Raw genomic sequence first — 16,884 nt, 5'->3', positions numbered from 1 at the left:
GGCCGGACGCTGTCTCTATCTGGTCGCGCCCTTCAATTCCGCATGCGCAACTGCGATGCGGGCAGCAAGCGCGGCGTTGTTGCGGACAAGCGCGATGTTGGCCTTCAGGCTGCGGCCTTGTGAAAGCTCGTTGATGCGGGCGAGGAGAAACGGCGTCAGTTCCTTGCGCCCGATGCCGCGCTTCTCGGCCTCAGCCACGGCCGCTACGATCGTGCCGTCGATGAACGCCGGATCGAGCGCGTCCGCTTCGGGAATCGGGTTGGCGACGAGAATGCCGGTGCCGGATTCCATCTCGTCATGCAGCAGCATGGCTCGCGCGACCTCGTCGGGGGTATCGAGGCGATGGTCGGCCTTGAGCCCGCTGGAGCGGGTGTAGAAAGCCGGAAAATCATCGCTCCCATAGGCGATCACCGGCACGCGCTGAGTTTCCAGATATTCCAGCGTCTTCGCAACATCGAGTATCGACTTAACCCCGGCGCAGACGACGGTTGTGCCGGTCTGGCCGAGTTCGGTCAGGTCAGCGGAGATATCGAAAGTGGCTTCGGCGCCGCGATGCACGCCACCGACGCCGCCGGTCGCGAAAATACCGATCCCGGCTAAAGCGGCAATCCGCATCGTCGCCGAGACGGTGGTTCCGGCCGAGCCGCCGCGCACCATGATTGCGGCGAGATCGCGCCCGGAAGCCTTGACCACGCCCTTTGCCGCTGCCAGCTCTTCCAGTTCACGGTCGTCGAGGCCAACCTTGATCTTGCCGGCGACCACTGCGATCGTGGCGGGCACGGCGCCGTTTTGACGCACGACGGTCTCGACACCACGAGCGGTTTCCAGATTGGCCGGATATGGCATGCCGTGGGTGACAATCGTCGATTCCAATGCCACCACCGCGCGGCCTTTATCAAGCGCAGCAGCGACTTCATCGTTCAAATGGACAAGGGAAGGTTTCATATCATCTCGCTTTCAGGCAGGAATGCGGTACATGCCGGCGGCAAGGAAGCGCGGCGACAGATCGGGGTGGACGCTGGATTCGCTCTCGGTGGTCAGTGTGGCAAGCAGCGCGCCGGTGCGCACGGCATGAGCCACCGGCTCACCCGAAAGCACCTTGTACAGAGTGCCGGCGATCATAGCGTCGCCGGCGCCGGTGATGTCGACGGGCTGGGCCGGGACGGAGCGCATGGCCGTCACACCGCTCTCGGTCGCAACGGCAAATCCATGCGCACCCACAGTCACGATCACTTCGCCAGCGCCTGCCGCGCGCAGCGCTGCTGCTGCTTCCTCCGGCGTCAGCCGCCTGTCGGCATCCGTCATGCCGAGCATCGTATTGGCCTCGTCATGATTGGTGAACAGAAGATCGATGCCGGTCAGGTCCTTCGGCAGGCGCGCTGATTTCGGTGACGATACCGTGTCGACTGCGAGCTTGAAGCGCGCACCGTGCTTGCGCGAGATCAGCGCTGCGATGGTCGCGGCCGGCAGATTGCAGTCGATGAAGACCCATGTCGCCGAAGCCAGGTGCGGCCAGAAACGGTCGAGATAGGACGGCAAAAACAGATCGAAGATCTCCATGTCGGCGATGCCGAGCACGAGATCGTTGTTGCGGTCGAGGATGGCCGCGTATTCGGCCGTCGGCCGCTCCGTGGTGGTGATGACCTGGCTGACATCGGCGCCGAAGTCACGCAAATGCCGCACCAGCGCGCGGCCGGTTTCATCCTCGCCGACGATCGAGACGAAGCTTATGTCGACACCGAGGCGGGCAAGGTTTTCGGCGACGTTGCGGGCAACCCCGCCGAAGCTGCGATGGCCTTCGACCGGGTTCGATGTCTCGAAGATCAGATCCTTCCTGGCGTGGTATTTGCGGTCGAGCACCGCGCCGCCGATGCAGACCATACGTTTGGACGCCGGCAAGACATAGCCGCGGCCGAGAATGTAGCCCTTGTTGATGAGTTGCACGATGTGGGCGGCGACCGTCGAGCGGGCAATGCCGAGCGCGGTTGCAATATCCTGCTGGCCGGAGAACGGATTCGCCGCAATGAGGTCGAGAACCGCTTGTTCTTGTGCTCCAAGGTCGTCCATCGTCTCACCTGGCCCGCCAAATTCGAAGCTGAACTCGATGTATGAAACAACAGATGATCTTGTCAACATTGGTTTGCCATGGCGGCGTTTGACCAATCGGCGCTCCCGCGGCTCTGCCAGCCGGAGAGCGTGTGAGCGCATTGAAGAAAGCTATTCGGAGGACGAAACCTGCTCTTGTCGACGTGCAGCATCAGGGAGGAACAGAGGCCTTAACGCCATGCCGAAGACAGCTAAGCCTTCAGCACCGAGACGGCCAATTCGCTGTTGTGGACATATTCATTGGCGTCAGGCTGCTTCTGCACAAGCAGGATGAACAGCAGGTCGGTTAGCGTCAGTTGTGCATCACGCGCGGTTATCGATGAAGAGCGCGCGCGCTCTTCATCGGCGATCGTGTGGAGGCGAATGTCGGCAACCCGGCTCAGCGGATTGTCGCGAAGCCCGGTGACGGCGATAACGGTGGTGCCGCGTTTATGTGCGAGTTCAGCTATCCGCAGGGTTTCGATGCTCGCCCCGGAATAGGAGAGCGCGAATAACGCGTCGCCTCGTCCAAGCGTCGAGACATTGGCCATTTGCACATGGCTGTCGCTGTCGTGCAGCACGTTGCGGCCGAGCTTCATCAGCTTGTATGAGAAATCGCGCGCCACCAGAGAGGATGCGCCGACGCCTGCCAAATGAATGCGGCGCGCACCGTTCAATGCTTCGAGGGCCTTGCCGATTTCATGCTCGGTGTTGGCCGCGACCGTCTGTTGCATCGACAAAAGCTTGCTGCCGATCAGCTTGCGCAGGATGACCAGATAGCTGTCGCCGACCTCGATCGAACCGTGGATCATGCCGGCCGGCACGTGCCATTCCTGCGACTTGGCCTCGCTGACGGCGAGCTTGAGCTCCTGATAGCTGGAATAGCCGAGCTTCTGGCTGAACTTGACGACGCTCGACTGGCTGCGGCCGATCTCAGCGGCAAGCGCCGCCGTCGACAGGCGCAGCATCTGGTCGGGATTATCGACGATATACCGACCGATCTCGCGGTCGCCGGGCGCCATGATTTCGAGCTTGGCCTCGATTTTCTTCAGGATGGACATGCGTTCACCTGTTGCCAGTCACGGACAATGCCAAACCAAGGAATAAATTATTCCGTCTCTGATTGACAGCCAAGAATGATCCATCAAATCTCTACCGGTGCGGTTGCGGCCCAGCCTTCGGGCAAGCCGACGATTCGGCCACGAAAGATCGTAGACACGCCGACAGCTCGGGATTAGGTCAGAGCCATGGACAAATTGCGGATCGTCGGCGGGCATAGGCTTGAGGGCGCGGTGACGATCTCCGGCGCCAAGAACGCGGCCTTGCCGCAAATAGCGGCGGCGTTGCTCAGCCCTTATCCGCTGCAACTGACCAATCTGCCTGCGGTGACCGACGTCGACAACATGCTTGGCGTCGTCGGCCTTCATGGGGCCGAAGTCACCAGATCGGCGCATGCCGCCACAATCGATACCAGTGCTGCCGTCTCCAAGGAGACAACCTACGATACCGTCAGGCGTATGCGCGCGACAGTGCTGGTGCTCGGCCCGCTGCTTGCCCGCTTCGGCCACGCCAGGGTTTCGCTGCCCGGCGGCTGCGCGATCGGCGCACGGCCGGTCGACATGCATGTCGCCGCACTTGCCGCACTTGGCGCCGACATTGCGGTCGAAAACGGGCTGATCGTCGCGTCCGCGCCGGGCGGACTGAAAGGCGCGCGTATCGTTTTGAGCTCACCATCGGTCGGCGCGACCGAAACGGCGATGATGGCAGCGACGACTGCAAAGGGCGAAACCGAGATCCTCAATGCGGCGCGCGAACCGGAGGTGGCCGACCTTGCCGCCTGCTTGAACGCCATGGGCGCGCGGATCGAGGGCGCCGGCACGCACCGTATCCTGATCGCGGGCAGCACAGGCTGGCGCGCCGCCACGCACGACATCATCCCGGACCGGATAGAGGCCGGCACCTATGCCGTCGCGGCGGCTATCACCGGCGGTCAGCTCGAGCTGACCCACGCGCGGCTCGAGCACATGGCATCCGTCGTCCAGCTGCTCGAAACAGCCGGTGTGAAAATCTGGCCGGGCGACCGCGGGCTGATCGTATCGAGAGACGGGCCGCTCAAAGCCGTCGATGTGACGACGGAGCCCTATCCGGGCTTTCCGACCGATCTCCAAGCGCAGTTCATGGCGTTGATGTGCTGTGCCGAGGGCGCTTCGCTGTTGCGTGAGACGATCTTCGAGAACCGCTTCATGCATGTGCCTGAACTGATGCGGCTCGGCGCCAACATCAAGCTGCAAGGCACCATGGCGTTGGTGCGCGGAGGCGAGAAGCTGAAGGGCGCGCAAGTGATGGCGACCGACCTGCGCGCCTCCGTCTCGCTGGTGCTGGCAGCGCTGGTGTCCCAGGGTGAGACGACGATCAACCGCGTCTATCATCTCGATCGCGGCTATGAGCAACTGGACCGCAAGCTCCGGCTTTGCGGCGCCCAGATCGAGCGGATAAGTGGATGAGTGCCGGCGCGGCGTCTTCGCATTATTTCCTGGGCGTCGATGGCGGCGGAACCGGCTGTCGGGCGCGTATCGAAGACGAGGCGGGAACCGTGCTCGGGCAAGGTCTCTCAGGTCCGGCGACAACGCGGCTCGGTATAGAGGCGGCCTGGGCCTCCGTTGCCAAAGCCTTTGGTGCTGCGATCAAAGAGGCAGGGTTCACGGCGACGAAAATCGCCAGGATCCGTGCCGGCGTCGGTCTTGCCGGCATCGGCCGCAAGGGGTCGATTGAGGCGTTTCGTGCGATCTCCCATCCCTTTGCAAGTCTCGACTTCGTCAGCGACGGCGTCGCGGCTTGCCTGGGCGCGCATTCGGGCCAGGACGGCGCCATCGTCATAGCCGGCACCGGTTCGATCGGGCTCGGCTTTGTCGAAGGGCGCAACCTGCGTGTCGGCGGCTACGGTTTTCCGATTTCCGACGAGGGAAGCGGTGCCGATCTAGGGTTGAAAGCGGTACAGTTCGCCTTGCGCGCCCATGACGGCCGGCACGAGCGGACCGCGCTGCTGGCCGAGGTGATGCAGCGCTTCAAGGACGACCCGTTCGAGGCGGTGGCCTGGATGGACCGCGCCAGTGCGACGGACTATGCCGCCATGGCGCCGATGGTGATCCGCCATGCCGACCAGGGCGATCCGGCCGGTCGGCGGATCGTGCAAGGCGCTGCCGAGCAGATCGACACCTTCGTGCGGGTGCTGTTCGAAAAAGGCGCGCCGCGGGTTACGTTGCTCGGAGGGTTGTCCAGCCCGCTTGAGCCATGGCTCGCTCCCGACGTCCGCCGACGGCTGAAGCCGGCCGACGGCGATGCGGTTTCGGGAGCCATAATCCTGGCCAGAAAGTCGCTTTGCGGCGAGTAACGCGCTACTCAAAGAGGAATATTTTATTCCTACAATCCGTTGACACCGGGAATACCGAATTCTAAAAAGTTAACTAAGCAGAAACACGACAGCCGGGCGCCTGCCCGGCACGGCATCGCGTTCCCGCTCACGGCAGATTGAAAGTAAGCAAGTGGTCGAACACGGGTTGATGTCGGAGTTGGAGCGGCTGGTTTCCGAGGACCGCAACCCGAGAACCATCGACATCGACCTGTTGCCGACCATCGAGGTGCTGCGGAAGATCAATGACGAAGATAAAGGCGTTGCGGCCGCCGTCGAGAAGGTCATTCCTGAGATTGCTGCTGCCGTGGACCGGATCGTGAGCGCGTTCCAGAAGGGTGCGCGCCTTGTCTATGTGGGCGCTGGCACCAGCGGCCGGCTCGGCGTCCTCGACGCCTCGGAATGTCCGCCGACCTTCGGCGTACCCGAGGACATGGTGGTGGGCCTGATCGCCGGCGGCGACGACGCGCTGGTGCGCTCCGCGGAAGGCGCCGAGGATGACCCGAAACAGGGTGTAAAGGCATTGCAGGACATCAAGCTGACCGCCGACGATGTGGTGGTCGGCATCGCTGTCAGCGGGCGCACGCCCTACGTCATCGGCGGCCTGACCTATGCCAAGCAGGTGGGAGCGACCACCGTGGCGCTGTCCTGCAATCCGCGATCGACCATTGCCGGCATAGCCGACATTGCCATCTCTCCGGTGGTCGGCCCGGAGGTTCTCACCGGCTCGACCCGACTGAAATCGGGAACCGCGCAAAAGCTGGTGCTCAACATGCTGTCTACCGCCAGCATGATCCGCATCGGCAAGAGCTATCAGAACCTGATGGTTGACCTCAATCCAAGCAACAAGAAGCTTGTCGCCAGGGCGGTCAGGATCGTGATGCAGACGACCGGCTGCGCGGCACAGCAGGCACGACAGGCACTCGACCAGACCGGCAACGATGTAAAACTGGCAATCCTGGTGACGATCACCGGCATGGGCGTCGAGGAAGCACGTAAGGCGCTTGGCAACGCGGGAGGTTTCCTGCGCAAGGCGATAGGCGAAAAGACGGTGTAAGACCGCATGGACACTGGGCCGATGTTCCGGGGCGTGTGTCCCTTTGAAGCGGTCCGGCGAACTGCAAGGCATCAGGTTTAACAATAATGGGAGACGACAATGGTACGGCACATTGGCAAGAAACTGCTTTCCGGCATGACCCTCGCGGCAATGATTGGCATCGCGGCGCTACCGGCGCAGGCGAGTGCGGCGACGCTGCATATGGCGTGGTCGCAGGACGCCACCGGTCTTGATCCGCACAAGCAGACGGCATTCTCCTCACTGCGGCTGCTGGAACTGATCTATGAGCCACTGGTGCGGCTCGACGCAAACCTGCAAATCACGCCCGCGATTGCCGATTCATGGCAGTTCTCGCCGGACGGCAAGGAGCTGAGTTTCAAACTCAATCCGAAAGCAAAATTCCAGAACGGCGCCGCCGTGACCTCGGCCGATGTCAAGGCATCGTTCGAGCGCATACTCGACGAGAAGACCGGCGCGGCCGCGCGCGCCAACTTTCTCTCGATCGCCAGCATCGACACACCCGATCCAGCCACCGTCGTGTTCCACCTCTCGCAGCCGGATGTGCCGATCCTGACGGCGATGAGCGACGTCAACGCCGCGATCGTCCCGGCAAGCGAAATCATGGCCGGCTCGATCGGCACGACGACGATCGGCTCGGGTCCGTTCAAGTTGGAAAAGTGGGATCCGAATTCCAAGGAAGTGCTTGTCGCCAACAAGGATTGGGCGGGCGGCACGACCGGCATCGACGGCATCGAGGTCAGCGTGCTGCCGGACGAGACGGCGATCCTGGCGGCGATGCGCAGCAAGCAGATCGATTTTGCCCTGCTCAACGATCCGCTTGTCGCCACGCTTGTGCCCAAGGAAGCCAGCCTGCAGTTGAACCGTGTGCCGGTGCTTGCCTATCACGTGCTGCAGCTCAATCCTTCCCGCAAGCCGATGACCGAACTCAAGGTGCGTCAGGCGATTTCCTGCGCCATCGACCGGCAGGAAGTGCTGGACACCGCCTCGCTCGGTGAAGGCAAAGTCACCGGCCCGCTGACTATCCCTGCGCTGGCGACCGATCCGAGCCAGTTGTTCTGCTATAAGCGCGACGTCGAGAAAGCCAAGCAGCTGATGGCCGAAGCGGGCTACGCCGACGGCTTTTCGGCGACCGTGATCGGCGCCACCGGCGAGCCGCCGACAGCGGCGGCGGAAGCCCAGGTCATCCAGTCGCAACTCGCAGAAATCGGCGTCAAGCTCGACATCAAAATGATGGAGCTCAACGTCTATGTCGATGCCTGGCTGAAGGGCGATTTCGACATGGCCATCGCCCTGAACGGCGGCAGGGCCGATCCCTACACTATGTACAACCGTTACTGGACCAAGACGGGCAATCTGCAGAAGGTCGCGAACTATATCGACGATACGCTGGACAGTCTTATGCAGAAGGGCCGCAGCGAGACCGACCCGGCAGCGCGCAAAGCGATCTTCGCCGACTTCGAGAAGCACATCACTGAGATGTCGCCCTGGATCTGGCTCTACACGTCCTACAGCTACACCGCACAGCAGAAGAATATCGCAGGATTCGAACCGGTGCCGACAGGCTCGCTGTTCAGCCTCGCCAAGGTGACGATCCAGTAGCTGCTTTGGTGCCAGACGAGAGGGTATTCTTCGCGTGAACTATCTGATGCGGCGACTGGCAACCTTCCCTCTCGTCCTGCTTGGCGTGTCCATCGTCGTGTTCCTGGCGATCAGGATGGTTCCGGGCGATTCGATCACGGCAATGCTGGGGACCGAAGCCGGCCTGCTGACGCCGCAGCAGCGCGATGCGCTTGCAGCTTATTTCGGCATCGACCAGCCCTGGTTCATCCAGTACTGGCGCTGGCTGCTTGGTCTTGTCCAAGGTAATCTCGGCATTTCGTCCACCTATGGCAGGCCGGTGCTCGACGTCATCCTCGAGCGTTTCCCGCTAACGTTGGAGCTCGCCCTGCTTTCGATGGTCATCGCCCTGGTTGTCGGCATGCCGACCGGGATTTTTGCCGCCACCCATAATGAAAAGCTGTCCGACCTCGGCGTGCGCGTTGTCGCAATGATCGGGCAGTCGACGCCGAACTTTGTCCTTGCCCTGCTGATCATCTACACGCTGTCGGCGGGGTTTGGCGTTTTGCCGGCGATGGGTGAGTTTTCGCCGCTGTGGCAGGATCCGCTGCGCAATCTCGGCCAGCTGTTGCTGCCTGCGGTCACGCTTGGATTTGCCTTCGCGGCTTCGGTGACCCGCATATCGCGTTCGGCGATGCTCGATGTGCTCAGCGACGACTATGTCAGGACGGCGCGCAGCAAAGGCGTTTCGGCGCGCGGCGTCATCTGGGGGCATGCTTTGCCCAACGCGCTCATCCCGGTCGTGACGCTGAGCGGCATAGAGTTCGGCTATCTGCTGGGCGGGGCAGTCATCGTCGAGCAGATATTTGCGCTGCCCGGTCTCGGCCGTATGGTGCTGGATGCCATCCTGCAGCGCGACTACGCGCTGGTGCAGGGAAGCGTGCTGTTCATCGCCTTCAACTTCATGATCGTCAATCTCCTCGTCGACCTCGCCTATGTCGCGCTCGACCCGCGTATCCGGCTAAGCGAGCACTGATGGCGACATTGCGGGCTATATTTGCGCATCCCAGCGGCCGCATCGGCGGTGCCATCGTTGCGCTTTATCTGCTGCTTGCCGTGCTTGGCATGCTGGGGCTGACGCCGCACGATCCGCTGACGCAGCACCGGGTCGAGCGACTGCATGCGCCTGACGGCACCTACCTGATGGGCACGGACCTGTTCGGCCGCGATGTCGCAAGTCGGCTGATGACCGGGATCGGCCAGTCCTTCATCGTGGCCTTCTTTTCGGTCGCCTTCGCGACACTGGCCGGCACCGTGCTCGGGCTGGCGGCAGCCTGGTTCGGGCGCCGCTGGGACGGCCTGGTGATGCGCATCATGGACGTTGTGCTGGCGTTCCCGGCGATCCTGCTGGCGCTGCTGATCGTCGCGGTTGCTGGACCGGGAACCTCGACCAGCGTCATTGCCATTGCCATCGTCTACACGCCGATCTTCACGCGCGTCGTGCGAGGTCCGGCTCTGTCGCTCAAGGCGCGCGAGTTCGTCGACGCGGCCCGCACGTTCGGCAGCAGTGCGGGCTACATCGTAACACGCCATCTGCTGCTCAATCTGGTGGCGCCACTGACGGTTCAGGTGACGCTGGCGCTGGCCTGGGCACTGCTGACCGAGGCCGGCTTAAGCTTCCTCGGGCTAGGCACGCAGCCGCCCGCCGCGTCGCTCGGCCTGATGCTGAGCGACAGCCGCAATCTGATGGAGACAGCTCCCTGGCTGATGATCTTCCCCGGCGTGGCGATCATGATCAGCATCCTCGGTTTCAACCTGCTCGGCGATGCGTTGCGTGATGTCCTCGACCCGAAGATGCGGAGATCGATCGCATGATTCCGCTGCTGTCCGTCAGCGGATTGCGCGTCGGCTTCGGCCGCAACCCGAAAGCCAATGAGGTCGTGCGCGGCGTCAGCTTCGATCTCGCCGACGGCGAGACATTGGCAATCGTCGGCGAAAGCGGCTCGGGCAAATCGGTCACGGCGCTGTCGATCAATCGCCTTGTCGATTATGGCGGCGGCCGCATCACCGCAGGCTCGATCACGCTGAAGCGGGTCGACAACAGCATTTTCGACCTGACCGCCGCGGACGAGCCGCAACTGACGAAGATCCGCGGCGGTGAAATCGGCATGATCTTCCAGGAGCCGATGAGCTCGCTCAATCCGGTGCTGACCATCGGCAGGCAGATCGAGGAATCGTTTCGCCTGCATCGCGGCCTGACCGGCCGGCAAGCGACGGCGGCGGCCAAGGACGCGCTCGACCGCGTGCGTATTCCCGACGCTGCACGGCGACTGAAATATACGCCCAACCAGCTTTCGGGCGGCATGTTGCAGCGGGTGATGATCGCCATGGCGCTCGCTTGCAACCCGCGCCTGCTCATTGCCGACGAACCAACGACGGCGCTGGATGTTACGGTGCAGGCGCAGATCATGGCGCTGCTCGCCGAGTTGAAGCAGGAAACCGGGATGTCGATGATCTTCATCACCCACGACATCGGTCTGGTTGCAGGCATCGCTGACAAGGTCATGGTGATGCAAAGCGGGGAAGCTGTCGAGCAGGGCGCGCTGAACCAGATATTGGACGATCCGCAGCATCCCTATACGCGGCATCTGCTTCATGCGGTGCCGCATTTCGCCGGCGGCAGTGCCGTACGCAAGGACGTGCAATGCGAAACGCAAAAAGCTGCCGAGCCGGCGCTGATGGTCGATGGCCTCGTGGTGCGGTTTCCAGTCAAGGCTGGGTTTTTCAGCCGCGCCAGCGGTACCGTGCACGCGGTGGACGGTGTGGATTTCGAGCTAATGCCGGGCGAGACATTGGCGGTCGTCGGCGAGAGCGGTTCCGGAAAGTCCACCACCGCCCGCGCGATTCTGGGGCTGGTGCGCCCGACACGCGGCACAATCTCGGCCAGCACGCGCAAGGCCGTCGCCGGGCAGAGCGCCCTTCCCGTGCAGATGGTGTTCCAGAATCCCTATGGCTCGCTCAATCCCAGACTCACCATCGAAAGCATCCTCGCAGAGCCGGTGATCGCTAGCGGCGGACGGATAACTGCTGAAACGCGGGCGAAAATGGCCGCGCTGCTGAAACGCGTCGGCCTTCCGGAAAACAGCCTGCAGCGCTATCCGCACGAATTCTCCGGCGGCCAGCGGCAACGCCTGTGCATCGCTCGCGCGCTGATGCTCAATCCTTCGGTTGTCGTCCTCGACGAAGCGGTTTCGGCGCTCGATGTGTCGGTGCAGGCCAGGGTGCTGGAGCTTTTGGTCGAGCTGCAGCGTGAATTCGGGCTGGCCTACCTGTTCATCTCGCATGACATGGCTGTCGTCGAGCGGATCGCCCATCGCATTGCGGTCATCTATGCCGGCCAGATCGTCGAGATCGGCGATGCCAGATCGGTGCTCTCGCAGCCGAAGCACTCTTATACCAAACAGCTTATCGCGGCCGTTCCCACCATAGACCGGCGGCATGAACGTTTCGAGCTGGACACGCGCCAGGTTCCCTCGCTCGTGCGCCCGCTGGGATTTGAGCCGGGCCCGGCCAATTGGCAGCAATTCGGGCCGGACCATAGGGCACGGGTGGAAGCGTGATGATTGTCGCTCGAAAGCATGCAGAGTCAGACGGACAGCCCCCTCGCTGCTTTTCAGACGGAGGCCGCATTTGATCGAGCATGATCTCTTCGACCGTGCATTCGCCCCGCTCGAAACGGCCGTGGCTGCGTCGCGCATTCCTGGCGGCGTGCTCGGCATGGTCGACTGGGACGGTCAACGCATCGTCCGGGCAGTCGGCTCAGCCCAAGTCGTGCCGAAGATACGGCCGATGCATATCGAAACATGGTTCGATCTGGCGTCGCTGACCAAAGTCATCTTCACCACGCCGCGTATCCTTGCACTGGCGGAAGAAGGCGTCATCGACCTCGACGCGCCGCTGATTTCGGTCCTGCCCGACCTTCGCCAATATGACGAAAAAGCCTGGGAACGGAAGGTGACGTTTCGCCAGTGTCTCGGTCATCAGACGCCGTTTCCCGCCGTTGCTCCAATCTACACCTATGGCCGCGATCCCGAGCTGTTGCGCGCCTTTGTCCTGCAGCGCGAGTGGCAGGTCGGGGAGCCGGTCTATTCCGATATCAATTTCATTCTGCTCGGCTTCGTCCTGGAGCGCCTGTCCGGCAAGACCATTCGCTACATGGATCCCGGTCCGGGCTTCGCGTTCTCCACCGAACCGGATCGCGCGGCGGCCACAGAAGACTGCACATGGCGCCATCGTGTTCTCTGCGGCGAGGTCCACGACGACAATTGCTCGGCATTGCAAGGGGCCGGTCACGCCGGGCTGTTCGGAACGGCGGCCGCGATCCTCGATTTTGCGCTAGGGCTGCTGGACGGGAGCGGCGCATCCGAGCGTTCAATAGCGCTGATGCGCACGCCCTTGTCGGCAACCCGCACCCATGGCTGGGAGCGGCCTTACGAAGGCTGGTCCGGCGGCCGGCTGTGCAGCCCCGGCACAATTGGCCATACCGGCTTCACCGGCACCGGGCTTTGGGTCGACTTCGACAAAGGCAGAGCATGGACCTTGCTCACCAACCGGATCCATCCGACACGTCATTTCAACAGCGGGATCGCAGCGCTAAGGCAATCGATCGGCGATCTCGTCAACGGAGCCTGACAAGTCATGATTGCTAAAAATGGCGCACCAATGTGGGCTGTCGGCCTGATGACCGGCACCGTGCTGGACGGTAATATCGACGTCGCGCTGATCAAGACCGACGGCGAACGGATCGCGGATTTCGGCACCTACACGCTGGCGCCTTACCCCAGGTCGATCCGCAGCCTGTTGGAGGAGACGTTGCGCCAGGCCAGGATCTGGAATTTCACCGGACCGGAACCGGCGATTTTTCGTGAGGCAGAGGAGGCACTGACGCGCGCCCAATCCGCCGCGGTCAGGGATCTTGTCGAAAGTCACGGCCTGACCATGGCCGATATCGGCGTCGTCGGCTTCCATGGCCAGACCGTGCTGCACCGTGCCCCGCAAGTGGGCCGGCTGGGCCAGACCCGCCAGCTCGGCGACGGCGAGCTGATGCATGCGATCCTTGGCACCAGGGTCGCCTATGACTTCCGCTCGGCCGACATGCGCGCCGGCGGCCAAGGTGCGCCGCTCTCTGCCGCCTATCACGCCGCGCTGCTGCGCGACGCTGATGCCAGTGGAGACACGGCAGTGCTCAATCTCGGTGGCGTCGCCAACATCACCTGGTGGGACGGCAAGGACAATGTCGTCGCCTTCGATACCGGACCGGCCAACGCGCCGCTGAACGACTTCATCAAGTCGAAGGGGCTTGGCGAAATGGACCGCGACGGCGCGTTGGCCCGCGCCGGGACGGTCGACGAGACGCGGCTGGCCAAGCTCCTGCAGCACCCTTACTTGACCAAACCCTACCCGAAATCGCTGGACCGTTTCGATTTCGGCGCCTCGATGGCGGACGGAATGAACGCCGCGGATGGGGCAGCCCTGCTGACGGCCTTCACCGCGGCCGCCGTCGCCAAAGCGCTCGATCTTCTGCCGCACCGGCCGAAGCGGCTGGTGGTCAGCGGCGGCGGTCGCCACAATCCAACGATCATGGCCATGCTTGCCAGCCGCGCCGGCGTCGAAGCGGTTCCGGCCGAGGCGCTGGGCTGGAAGGGCGATGCGGTGGAGGCGGAGTGCTTTGCCTTCCTGGCAGTGCGCGTGCTTAGGGGCTTGCCGATCAGCTTCCCCAGCACGACCGGCGTGCCGCAGCCGATGCGCGGAGGGCGGCTCGCCGGCTAATCGTGTTTCAGGTTCTTCTGTAAGAAGATGCGGCTGCGGCCAATGGGAAAGTCGGCGAGCGCACCGAACGGCCGGTAGCCGTGGCGCTCATAGGCCTTGGCCGCCTTGGGATTGAACGTGTCGATCCAGGCGCCGTGACAGTCGCGCGCGATCGCCTCCCTCTCGGCCGCCTCGAGCATCCTGCCGGCCATGCCGTGGCCGCGCAGTTTTTCATCGACCCAGAGCCATTGCACATAGAGCCAGCCCCAGGCGGTGTATCCCGAGATGCCGGCGACAATTACGCCGTGCTCATCGCGCACGAACACGGCCATTGCCTTCCTGCGGGAGGCGCCGACATCACTGTCGTTGAACGCAGCAAGCCGCTCTCCGAGAAAAGCCAGCTCGTGCGGCAAGGGATCGGCGGTTGTCTCAAGCGTTGTATTGTCCATCCACCAAGCATCTATCGATGGACGGGGCCGAGACGCAAGCCTTGCTGCGCTATAGCTTCGGCGAACGCCACGCCGCTGCCACAGCAGCGATCAGCATGAGCAGGGCTGCAACCACCGCCGACGCCGCAAAACCGAATGTGGAATAAAGCGGTCCGAACGCCGTGGTGCCGACGAACACCGCGAGATAGGTCACCGCGCTGTTCAAGCCCATGATCGTGCCGCGCCGCGCAGGATCGAGCGCGGACAGGCGCATCACCAGGACATTCAGGCCGAAATGATTGGCAAGGCCCCAGACGGCTATCATCGCTATGGTCAGATGGAAACTACTGCTCGCCGCGGCAATCGCGACATAGACGGCCGCGACGAGCAGGTAGGCAAATGGCATGACACGCCGCGCGCCCAGGCGGTCGATAACGCCGTCAAGAAGTGCCGCCGCGCCAAATCCGGCGCCATAAGCGAGCGCGGCCAGCCCGTTGGCGCTGACCGGCCGTCCCAAGCCATTGTGAAGGTGATCGCCAAGATAGCCATAGACACCGTAGAACGCGGTCATGAATGCGGCGCAGGCAACCAGAAGCGGCACTATGCCGGGGACGCTCAAAGCGCCCAGCGGCGTCGGCGCCGGGCCGCTCTTCCTGACATCGCTCAGCGACGTCAGCGTCAGGCTTGCCAATGCGAGTGCTGAGAGCACCGCGACCGCCGCGAAAACGGCGCGCCAATGCACCAGGTCGGCAAGTACGGCCGACAGCGAAACCCCGGCGATCATGCTCAGCGTCCAGCCGGTCAGCACGACGCCTATGGTGCCGCTTTCGCGGCCGGGCGGTGCAATCGCGGCGGAGCTGGCGTAGATTGCCGGCATGGCGACACCTGCAGCGATGCCGGCGAGAAGCTGGGCCGCGACCAGCGCCGTCACCGTCGGCGCAGCAGCGCTGGCGACGAGCGCTATCGCCAGCAGCAGCAACGCTCCTTGCAGCATGCGGCGGGCACCAAGCCGGTCGATATAGCGCGCCAGGAACAAAGCGCTCGCCGACGTACCGAGCCCGAACGCGGCGGACGCGATCATAACCGCCGGCACGCTTGTGCCGAAGGACGCGGCAACCGCCGGTGCGATCGGACCGAGCACCAGCGAGTTCGAGCCGATCACGGCAATGCATCCGGTGAGGAGGTAAGCGAGCGCCGGGATAGGCGGCCTTGCCGTAAATGTTGCGACTTGATCATTGTTCGACATATGGCGATATTGGCCGTACTAAATTCTGCATCAATAGGGAATTTCATTATGGATGAAGAAACAGATGGCATTCCGCAGAACAGGCCTGCCGCCCGCGATATCGATGCAATCGACCGAAAAATATTAAGCGTTCTGGTCGACGACGCCACGATCAGCTATGCCGAGCTCGGCGACCGCGTCGGCCTTTCACCGCCGGCAGCCCATGAACGCGTCAAGCGCCTGCGGCGCAGCGGTGCCATCCGCAACACCGCGATCATCATCGATCCAAAAGCGGTGCACAAGCCGCTGCTTGCCTTCGTCCATATCGACACCAAGGGGTGGGGCAAGACGCCGGAGCTGATGGCAATCTCCGAACACCCCGAAGTCGAGGAGATTCATTCGGTGGCCGGCGACACATGCATGCTGATCAAGGTCCGCACCGAGGACACGCGGGCACTCGAAGGCCTGTTGTCGCGCCTCTACGAAACGCCTGGTGTCACCTCGACCCGAAGCTACGTCGTGCTGTCGACCTATCTCGAGCGGCCGGTGCAGCCGGGGATAACGACGGAATGGCCGACCCCCCGGCACATGGCCAAGCCGCTTTATTAGCTCATACGATCCTCACGCGTATCCAACGTCGAACCGGAAACGTCTTAGGCACTGCATCCTGTGGTCATCCGTCGGGCCGGTTCGTTTGCGCCGGTTTTTGGATCCGACGGAATGCCTGTTGCGCAACCGGAGACACGCGATGAGAAAATTAATCGTAGGCAGCTTCATTTCGCTGGACGGCGTCATCGAAGCACCAATGGAATGGGCCTCGCCCTTCTTCGACGAGGAGATGAAGGAACACTCATATGAAAAGGCCGGCGAGGCGGATTTTTTCCTGCTCGGCCGCATCACCTATGAAATGTTTTCGGCGCGTTGGCCGCAGGTCAAAGGCAGCAAGTACATGGACCGCATGAACGGGCTGAACAAGCTCGTCGCTTCGCGCAGCCTCAAGGCAGTGAGCTGGAACGCGTCGCTGATCGAAGGCGACGTCGCTGCCGAAATCGCCAGGATCAAGCAGCAAACCGGCGGCAACATATTGAAGTATGGAGTGAGCAATCTCGACCAGACGCTGCTCGCCAACAGGCTTGTCGACGAGTATCAACTCTCGATCGTGCCGACCCGCGTCGGGCATGGCAAACGCGCTTTCCAGGATGTCGACCCGTCCCTGGTCAAGCTGGAGCTTATAGATACGCACCGTTTCAAGAACGGGGTCATTACGCTGACCTATGTCCCGCTGTGATCCGCC

At 62.8% G+C, this 16,884-nt stretch carries 16 protein-coding genes; 11 read left to right on the top strand and 5 right to left on the bottom strand.

The features are described from left to right. Positions 1–15: 15 nt before the first annotated feature. From NKJ17_RS13030 to NKJ17_RS13020, 3 genes are all read right to left on the bottom strand, one after another. Positions 16–945 carry a pseudouridine-5'-phosphate glycosidase gene (locus tag NKJ17_RS13030; RefSeq protein ID WP_352505353.1) on the bottom strand — a complete coding sequence of 310 codons (930 nt, stop codon included), beginning with the start codon at positions 943–945 and terminating at the stop codon, positions 16–18. Positions 946–957: 12 nt separating this feature from the next. Continuing rightward, on the bottom strand, positions 958–2,067 hold the full coding sequence (locus tag NKJ17_RS13025) for a carbohydrate kinase (RefSeq protein ID WP_352505354.1): 1,110 nt from the start codon (positions 2,065–2,067) through the stop codon (positions 958–960). A 230-nt stretch (positions 2,068–2,297) separates the two neighbouring features. After that, the gene (locus tag NKJ17_RS13020; protein ID WP_352505355.1) at positions 2,298–3,146 is read right to left on the bottom strand and encodes a MurR/RpiR family transcriptional regulator; all 849 of its coding nucleotides are present in this window, start codon (positions 3,144–3,146) and stop codon (positions 2,298–2,300) included. Positions 3,147–3,332: 186 nt separating this feature from the next. On the opposite strand from NKJ17_RS13020, the gene murA reads away from it, so the two are divergent. The 9 genes from murA to NKJ17_RS12975 all read left to right on the top strand — a co-directional run bounded on the left by murA (position 3,333) and on the right by NKJ17_RS12975 (position 13,958). Further along, positions 3,333–4,589, top strand: a complete 1,257-nt coding sequence (gene murA, locus NKJ17_RS13015; RefSeq protein ID WP_352505356.1) for a UDP-N-acetylglucosamine 1-carboxyvinyltransferase — start codon at positions 3,333–3,335, stop codon at positions 4,587–4,589. Beyond that, entirely contained in the window at positions 4,586–5,476 is an 891-nt protein-coding gene (locus NKJ17_RS13010; protein ID WP_352505357.1) for a glucosamine kinase nucleotide-binding domain-containing protein, read from the top strand. The genes murA and NKJ17_RS13010 overlap by 4 nt, the downstream gene beginning before the upstream one ends. Before the next feature lie 169 nt (positions 5,477–5,645). After that, the gene (gene murQ / locus NKJ17_RS13005; protein ID WP_502896030.1) at positions 5,646–6,551 is read left to right on the top strand and encodes an N-acetylmuramic acid 6-phosphate etherase; all 906 of its coding nucleotides are present in this window, start codon (positions 5,646–5,648) and stop codon (positions 6,549–6,551) included. 99 nt (positions 6,552–6,650) lie between these two features. Then, a complete protein-coding gene (locus tag NKJ17_RS13000; protein WP_352505359.1) occupies positions 6,651–8,171 on the top strand; it encodes an ABC transporter substrate-binding protein in 1,521 nt (506 codons plus the stop codon). 34 nt (positions 8,172–8,205) lie between these two features. After that, complete coding sequence (locus NKJ17_RS12995) at positions 8,206–9,165, top strand: ABC transporter permease (protein ID WP_352505360.1); 960 nt, start codon at positions 8,206–8,208, stop codon at positions 9,163–9,165. Further along, entirely contained in the window at positions 9,165–10,004 is an 840-nt protein-coding gene (locus NKJ17_RS12990) for an ABC transporter permease (protein ID WP_352476522.1), read from the top strand. Before NKJ17_RS12995 ends, NKJ17_RS12990 begins: the two co-directional genes overlap by 1 nt. After that, complete coding sequence (locus NKJ17_RS12985) at positions 10,001–11,749, top strand: ABC transporter ATP-binding protein (RefSeq protein ID WP_352505361.1); 1,749 nt, start codon at positions 10,001–10,003, stop codon at positions 11,747–11,749. The genes NKJ17_RS12990 and NKJ17_RS12985 overlap by 4 nt, the downstream gene beginning before the upstream one ends. A gap of 70 nt (positions 11,750–11,819) precedes the next feature. After that, a complete protein-coding gene (locus NKJ17_RS12980) occupies positions 11,820–12,821 on the top strand; it encodes a serine hydrolase domain-containing protein (protein WP_352505362.1) in 1,002 nt (333 codons plus the stop codon). A 6-nt stretch (positions 12,822–12,827) separates the two neighbouring features. Then, positions 12,828–13,958, top strand: a complete 1,131-nt coding sequence (locus NKJ17_RS12975) for an anhydro-N-acetylmuramic acid kinase (protein WP_352505363.1) — start codon at positions 12,828–12,830, stop codon at positions 13,956–13,958. Here NKJ17_RS12975 and NKJ17_RS12970 read toward each other — a convergent pair. Further along, entirely contained in the window at positions 13,955–14,386 is a 432-nt protein-coding gene (locus NKJ17_RS12970) for a GNAT family N-acetyltransferase (RefSeq protein WP_352505364.1), read from the bottom strand. The two genes, NKJ17_RS12975 and NKJ17_RS12970, sit on opposite strands and share 4 nt — an antisense overlap. A 49-nt stretch (positions 14,387–14,435) precedes the next feature. Further along, complete coding sequence (locus NKJ17_RS12965; protein WP_352688658.1) at positions 14,436–15,611, bottom strand: MFS transporter; 1,176 nt, start codon at positions 15,609–15,611, stop codon at positions 14,436–14,438. 48 nt (positions 15,612–15,659) lie between these two features. Between NKJ17_RS12965 and NKJ17_RS12960 the strand changes: the two genes are divergently transcribed. Together NKJ17_RS12960 and NKJ17_RS12955 are read left to right on the top strand one after the other, a co-directional pair. Continuing rightward, positions 15,660–16,199 carry an Lrp/AsnC family transcriptional regulator gene (locus tag NKJ17_RS12960; protein ID WP_352476516.1) on the top strand — a complete coding sequence of 180 codons (540 nt, stop codon included), beginning with the start codon at positions 15,660–15,662 and terminating at the stop codon, positions 16,197–16,199. 139 nt (positions 16,200–16,338) lie between these two features. Further along, entirely contained in the window at positions 16,339–16,878 is a 540-nt protein-coding gene (locus NKJ17_RS12955; protein WP_352505366.1) for a dihydrofolate reductase family protein, read from the top strand. Positions 16,879–16,884 lie beyond the last annotated feature (6 nt).

Origin of the sequence: Mesorhizobium sp. M0208, assembly GCF_040322015.1 — a bacterium.
Taxonomy (GTDB): Bacteria; Pseudomonadota; Alphaproteobacteria; order Rhizobiales; family Rhizobiaceae; genus Mesorhizobium.
This window is presented reverse-complemented; position numbering and strand designations above follow the sequence as displayed.

Coding starts and splice junctions, on each gene's coding strand:
- NKJ17_RS13020 (WP_352505355.1), bottom strand. CDS start 3,146: ATGTCCATCCTGAAGAAAATCGAGGCCAAGCTCGAAATCATGGCGCCC.
- NKJ17_RS12990 (WP_352476522.1), top strand. CDS start 9,165: ATGGCGACATTGCGGGCTATATTTGCGCATCCCAGCGGCCGCATCGGC.
- NKJ17_RS13025 (WP_352505354.1), bottom strand. CDS start 2,067: ATGGACGACCTTGGAGCACAAGAACAAGCGGTTCTCGACCTCATTGCG.
- NKJ17_RS13030 (WP_352505353.1), bottom strand. CDS start 945: ATGAAACCTTCCCTTGTCCATTTGAACGATGAAGTCGCTGCTGCGCTT.
- NKJ17_RS12965 (WP_352688658.1), bottom strand. CDS start 15,611: ATGTCGAACAATGATCAAGTCGCAACATTTACGGCAAGGCCGCCTATC.
- NKJ17_RS12955 (WP_352505366.1), top strand. CDS start 16,339: ATGAGAAAATTAATCGTAGGCAGCTTCATTTCGCTGGACGGCGTCATC.
- NKJ17_RS12975 (WP_352505363.1), top strand. CDS start 12,828: ATGATTGCTAAAAATGGCGCACCAATGTGGGCTGTCGGCCTGATGACC.
- murA (WP_352505356.1), top strand. CDS start 3,333: ATGGACAAATTGCGGATCGTCGGCGGGCATAGGCTTGAGGGCGCGGTG.
- NKJ17_RS13010 (WP_352505357.1), top strand. CDS start 4,586: ATGAGTGCCGGCGCGGCGTCTTCGCATTATTTCCTGGGCGTCGATGGC.
- murQ (WP_502896030.1), top strand. CDS start 5,646: ATGTCGGAGTTGGAGCGGCTGGTTTCCGAGGACCGCAACCCGAGAACC.
- NKJ17_RS13000 (WP_352505359.1), top strand. CDS start 6,651: ATGGTACGGCACATTGGCAAGAAACTGCTTTCCGGCATGACCCTCGCG.
- NKJ17_RS12985 (WP_352505361.1), top strand. CDS start 10,001: ATGATTCCGCTGCTGTCCGTCAGCGGATTGCGCGTCGGCTTCGGCCGC.
- NKJ17_RS12970 (WP_352505364.1), bottom strand. CDS start 14,386: ATGGACAATACAACGCTTGAGACAACCGCCGATCCCTTGCCGCACGAG.
- NKJ17_RS12960 (WP_352476516.1), top strand. CDS start 15,660: ATGGATGAAGAAACAGATGGCATTCCGCAGAACAGGCCTGCCGCCCGC.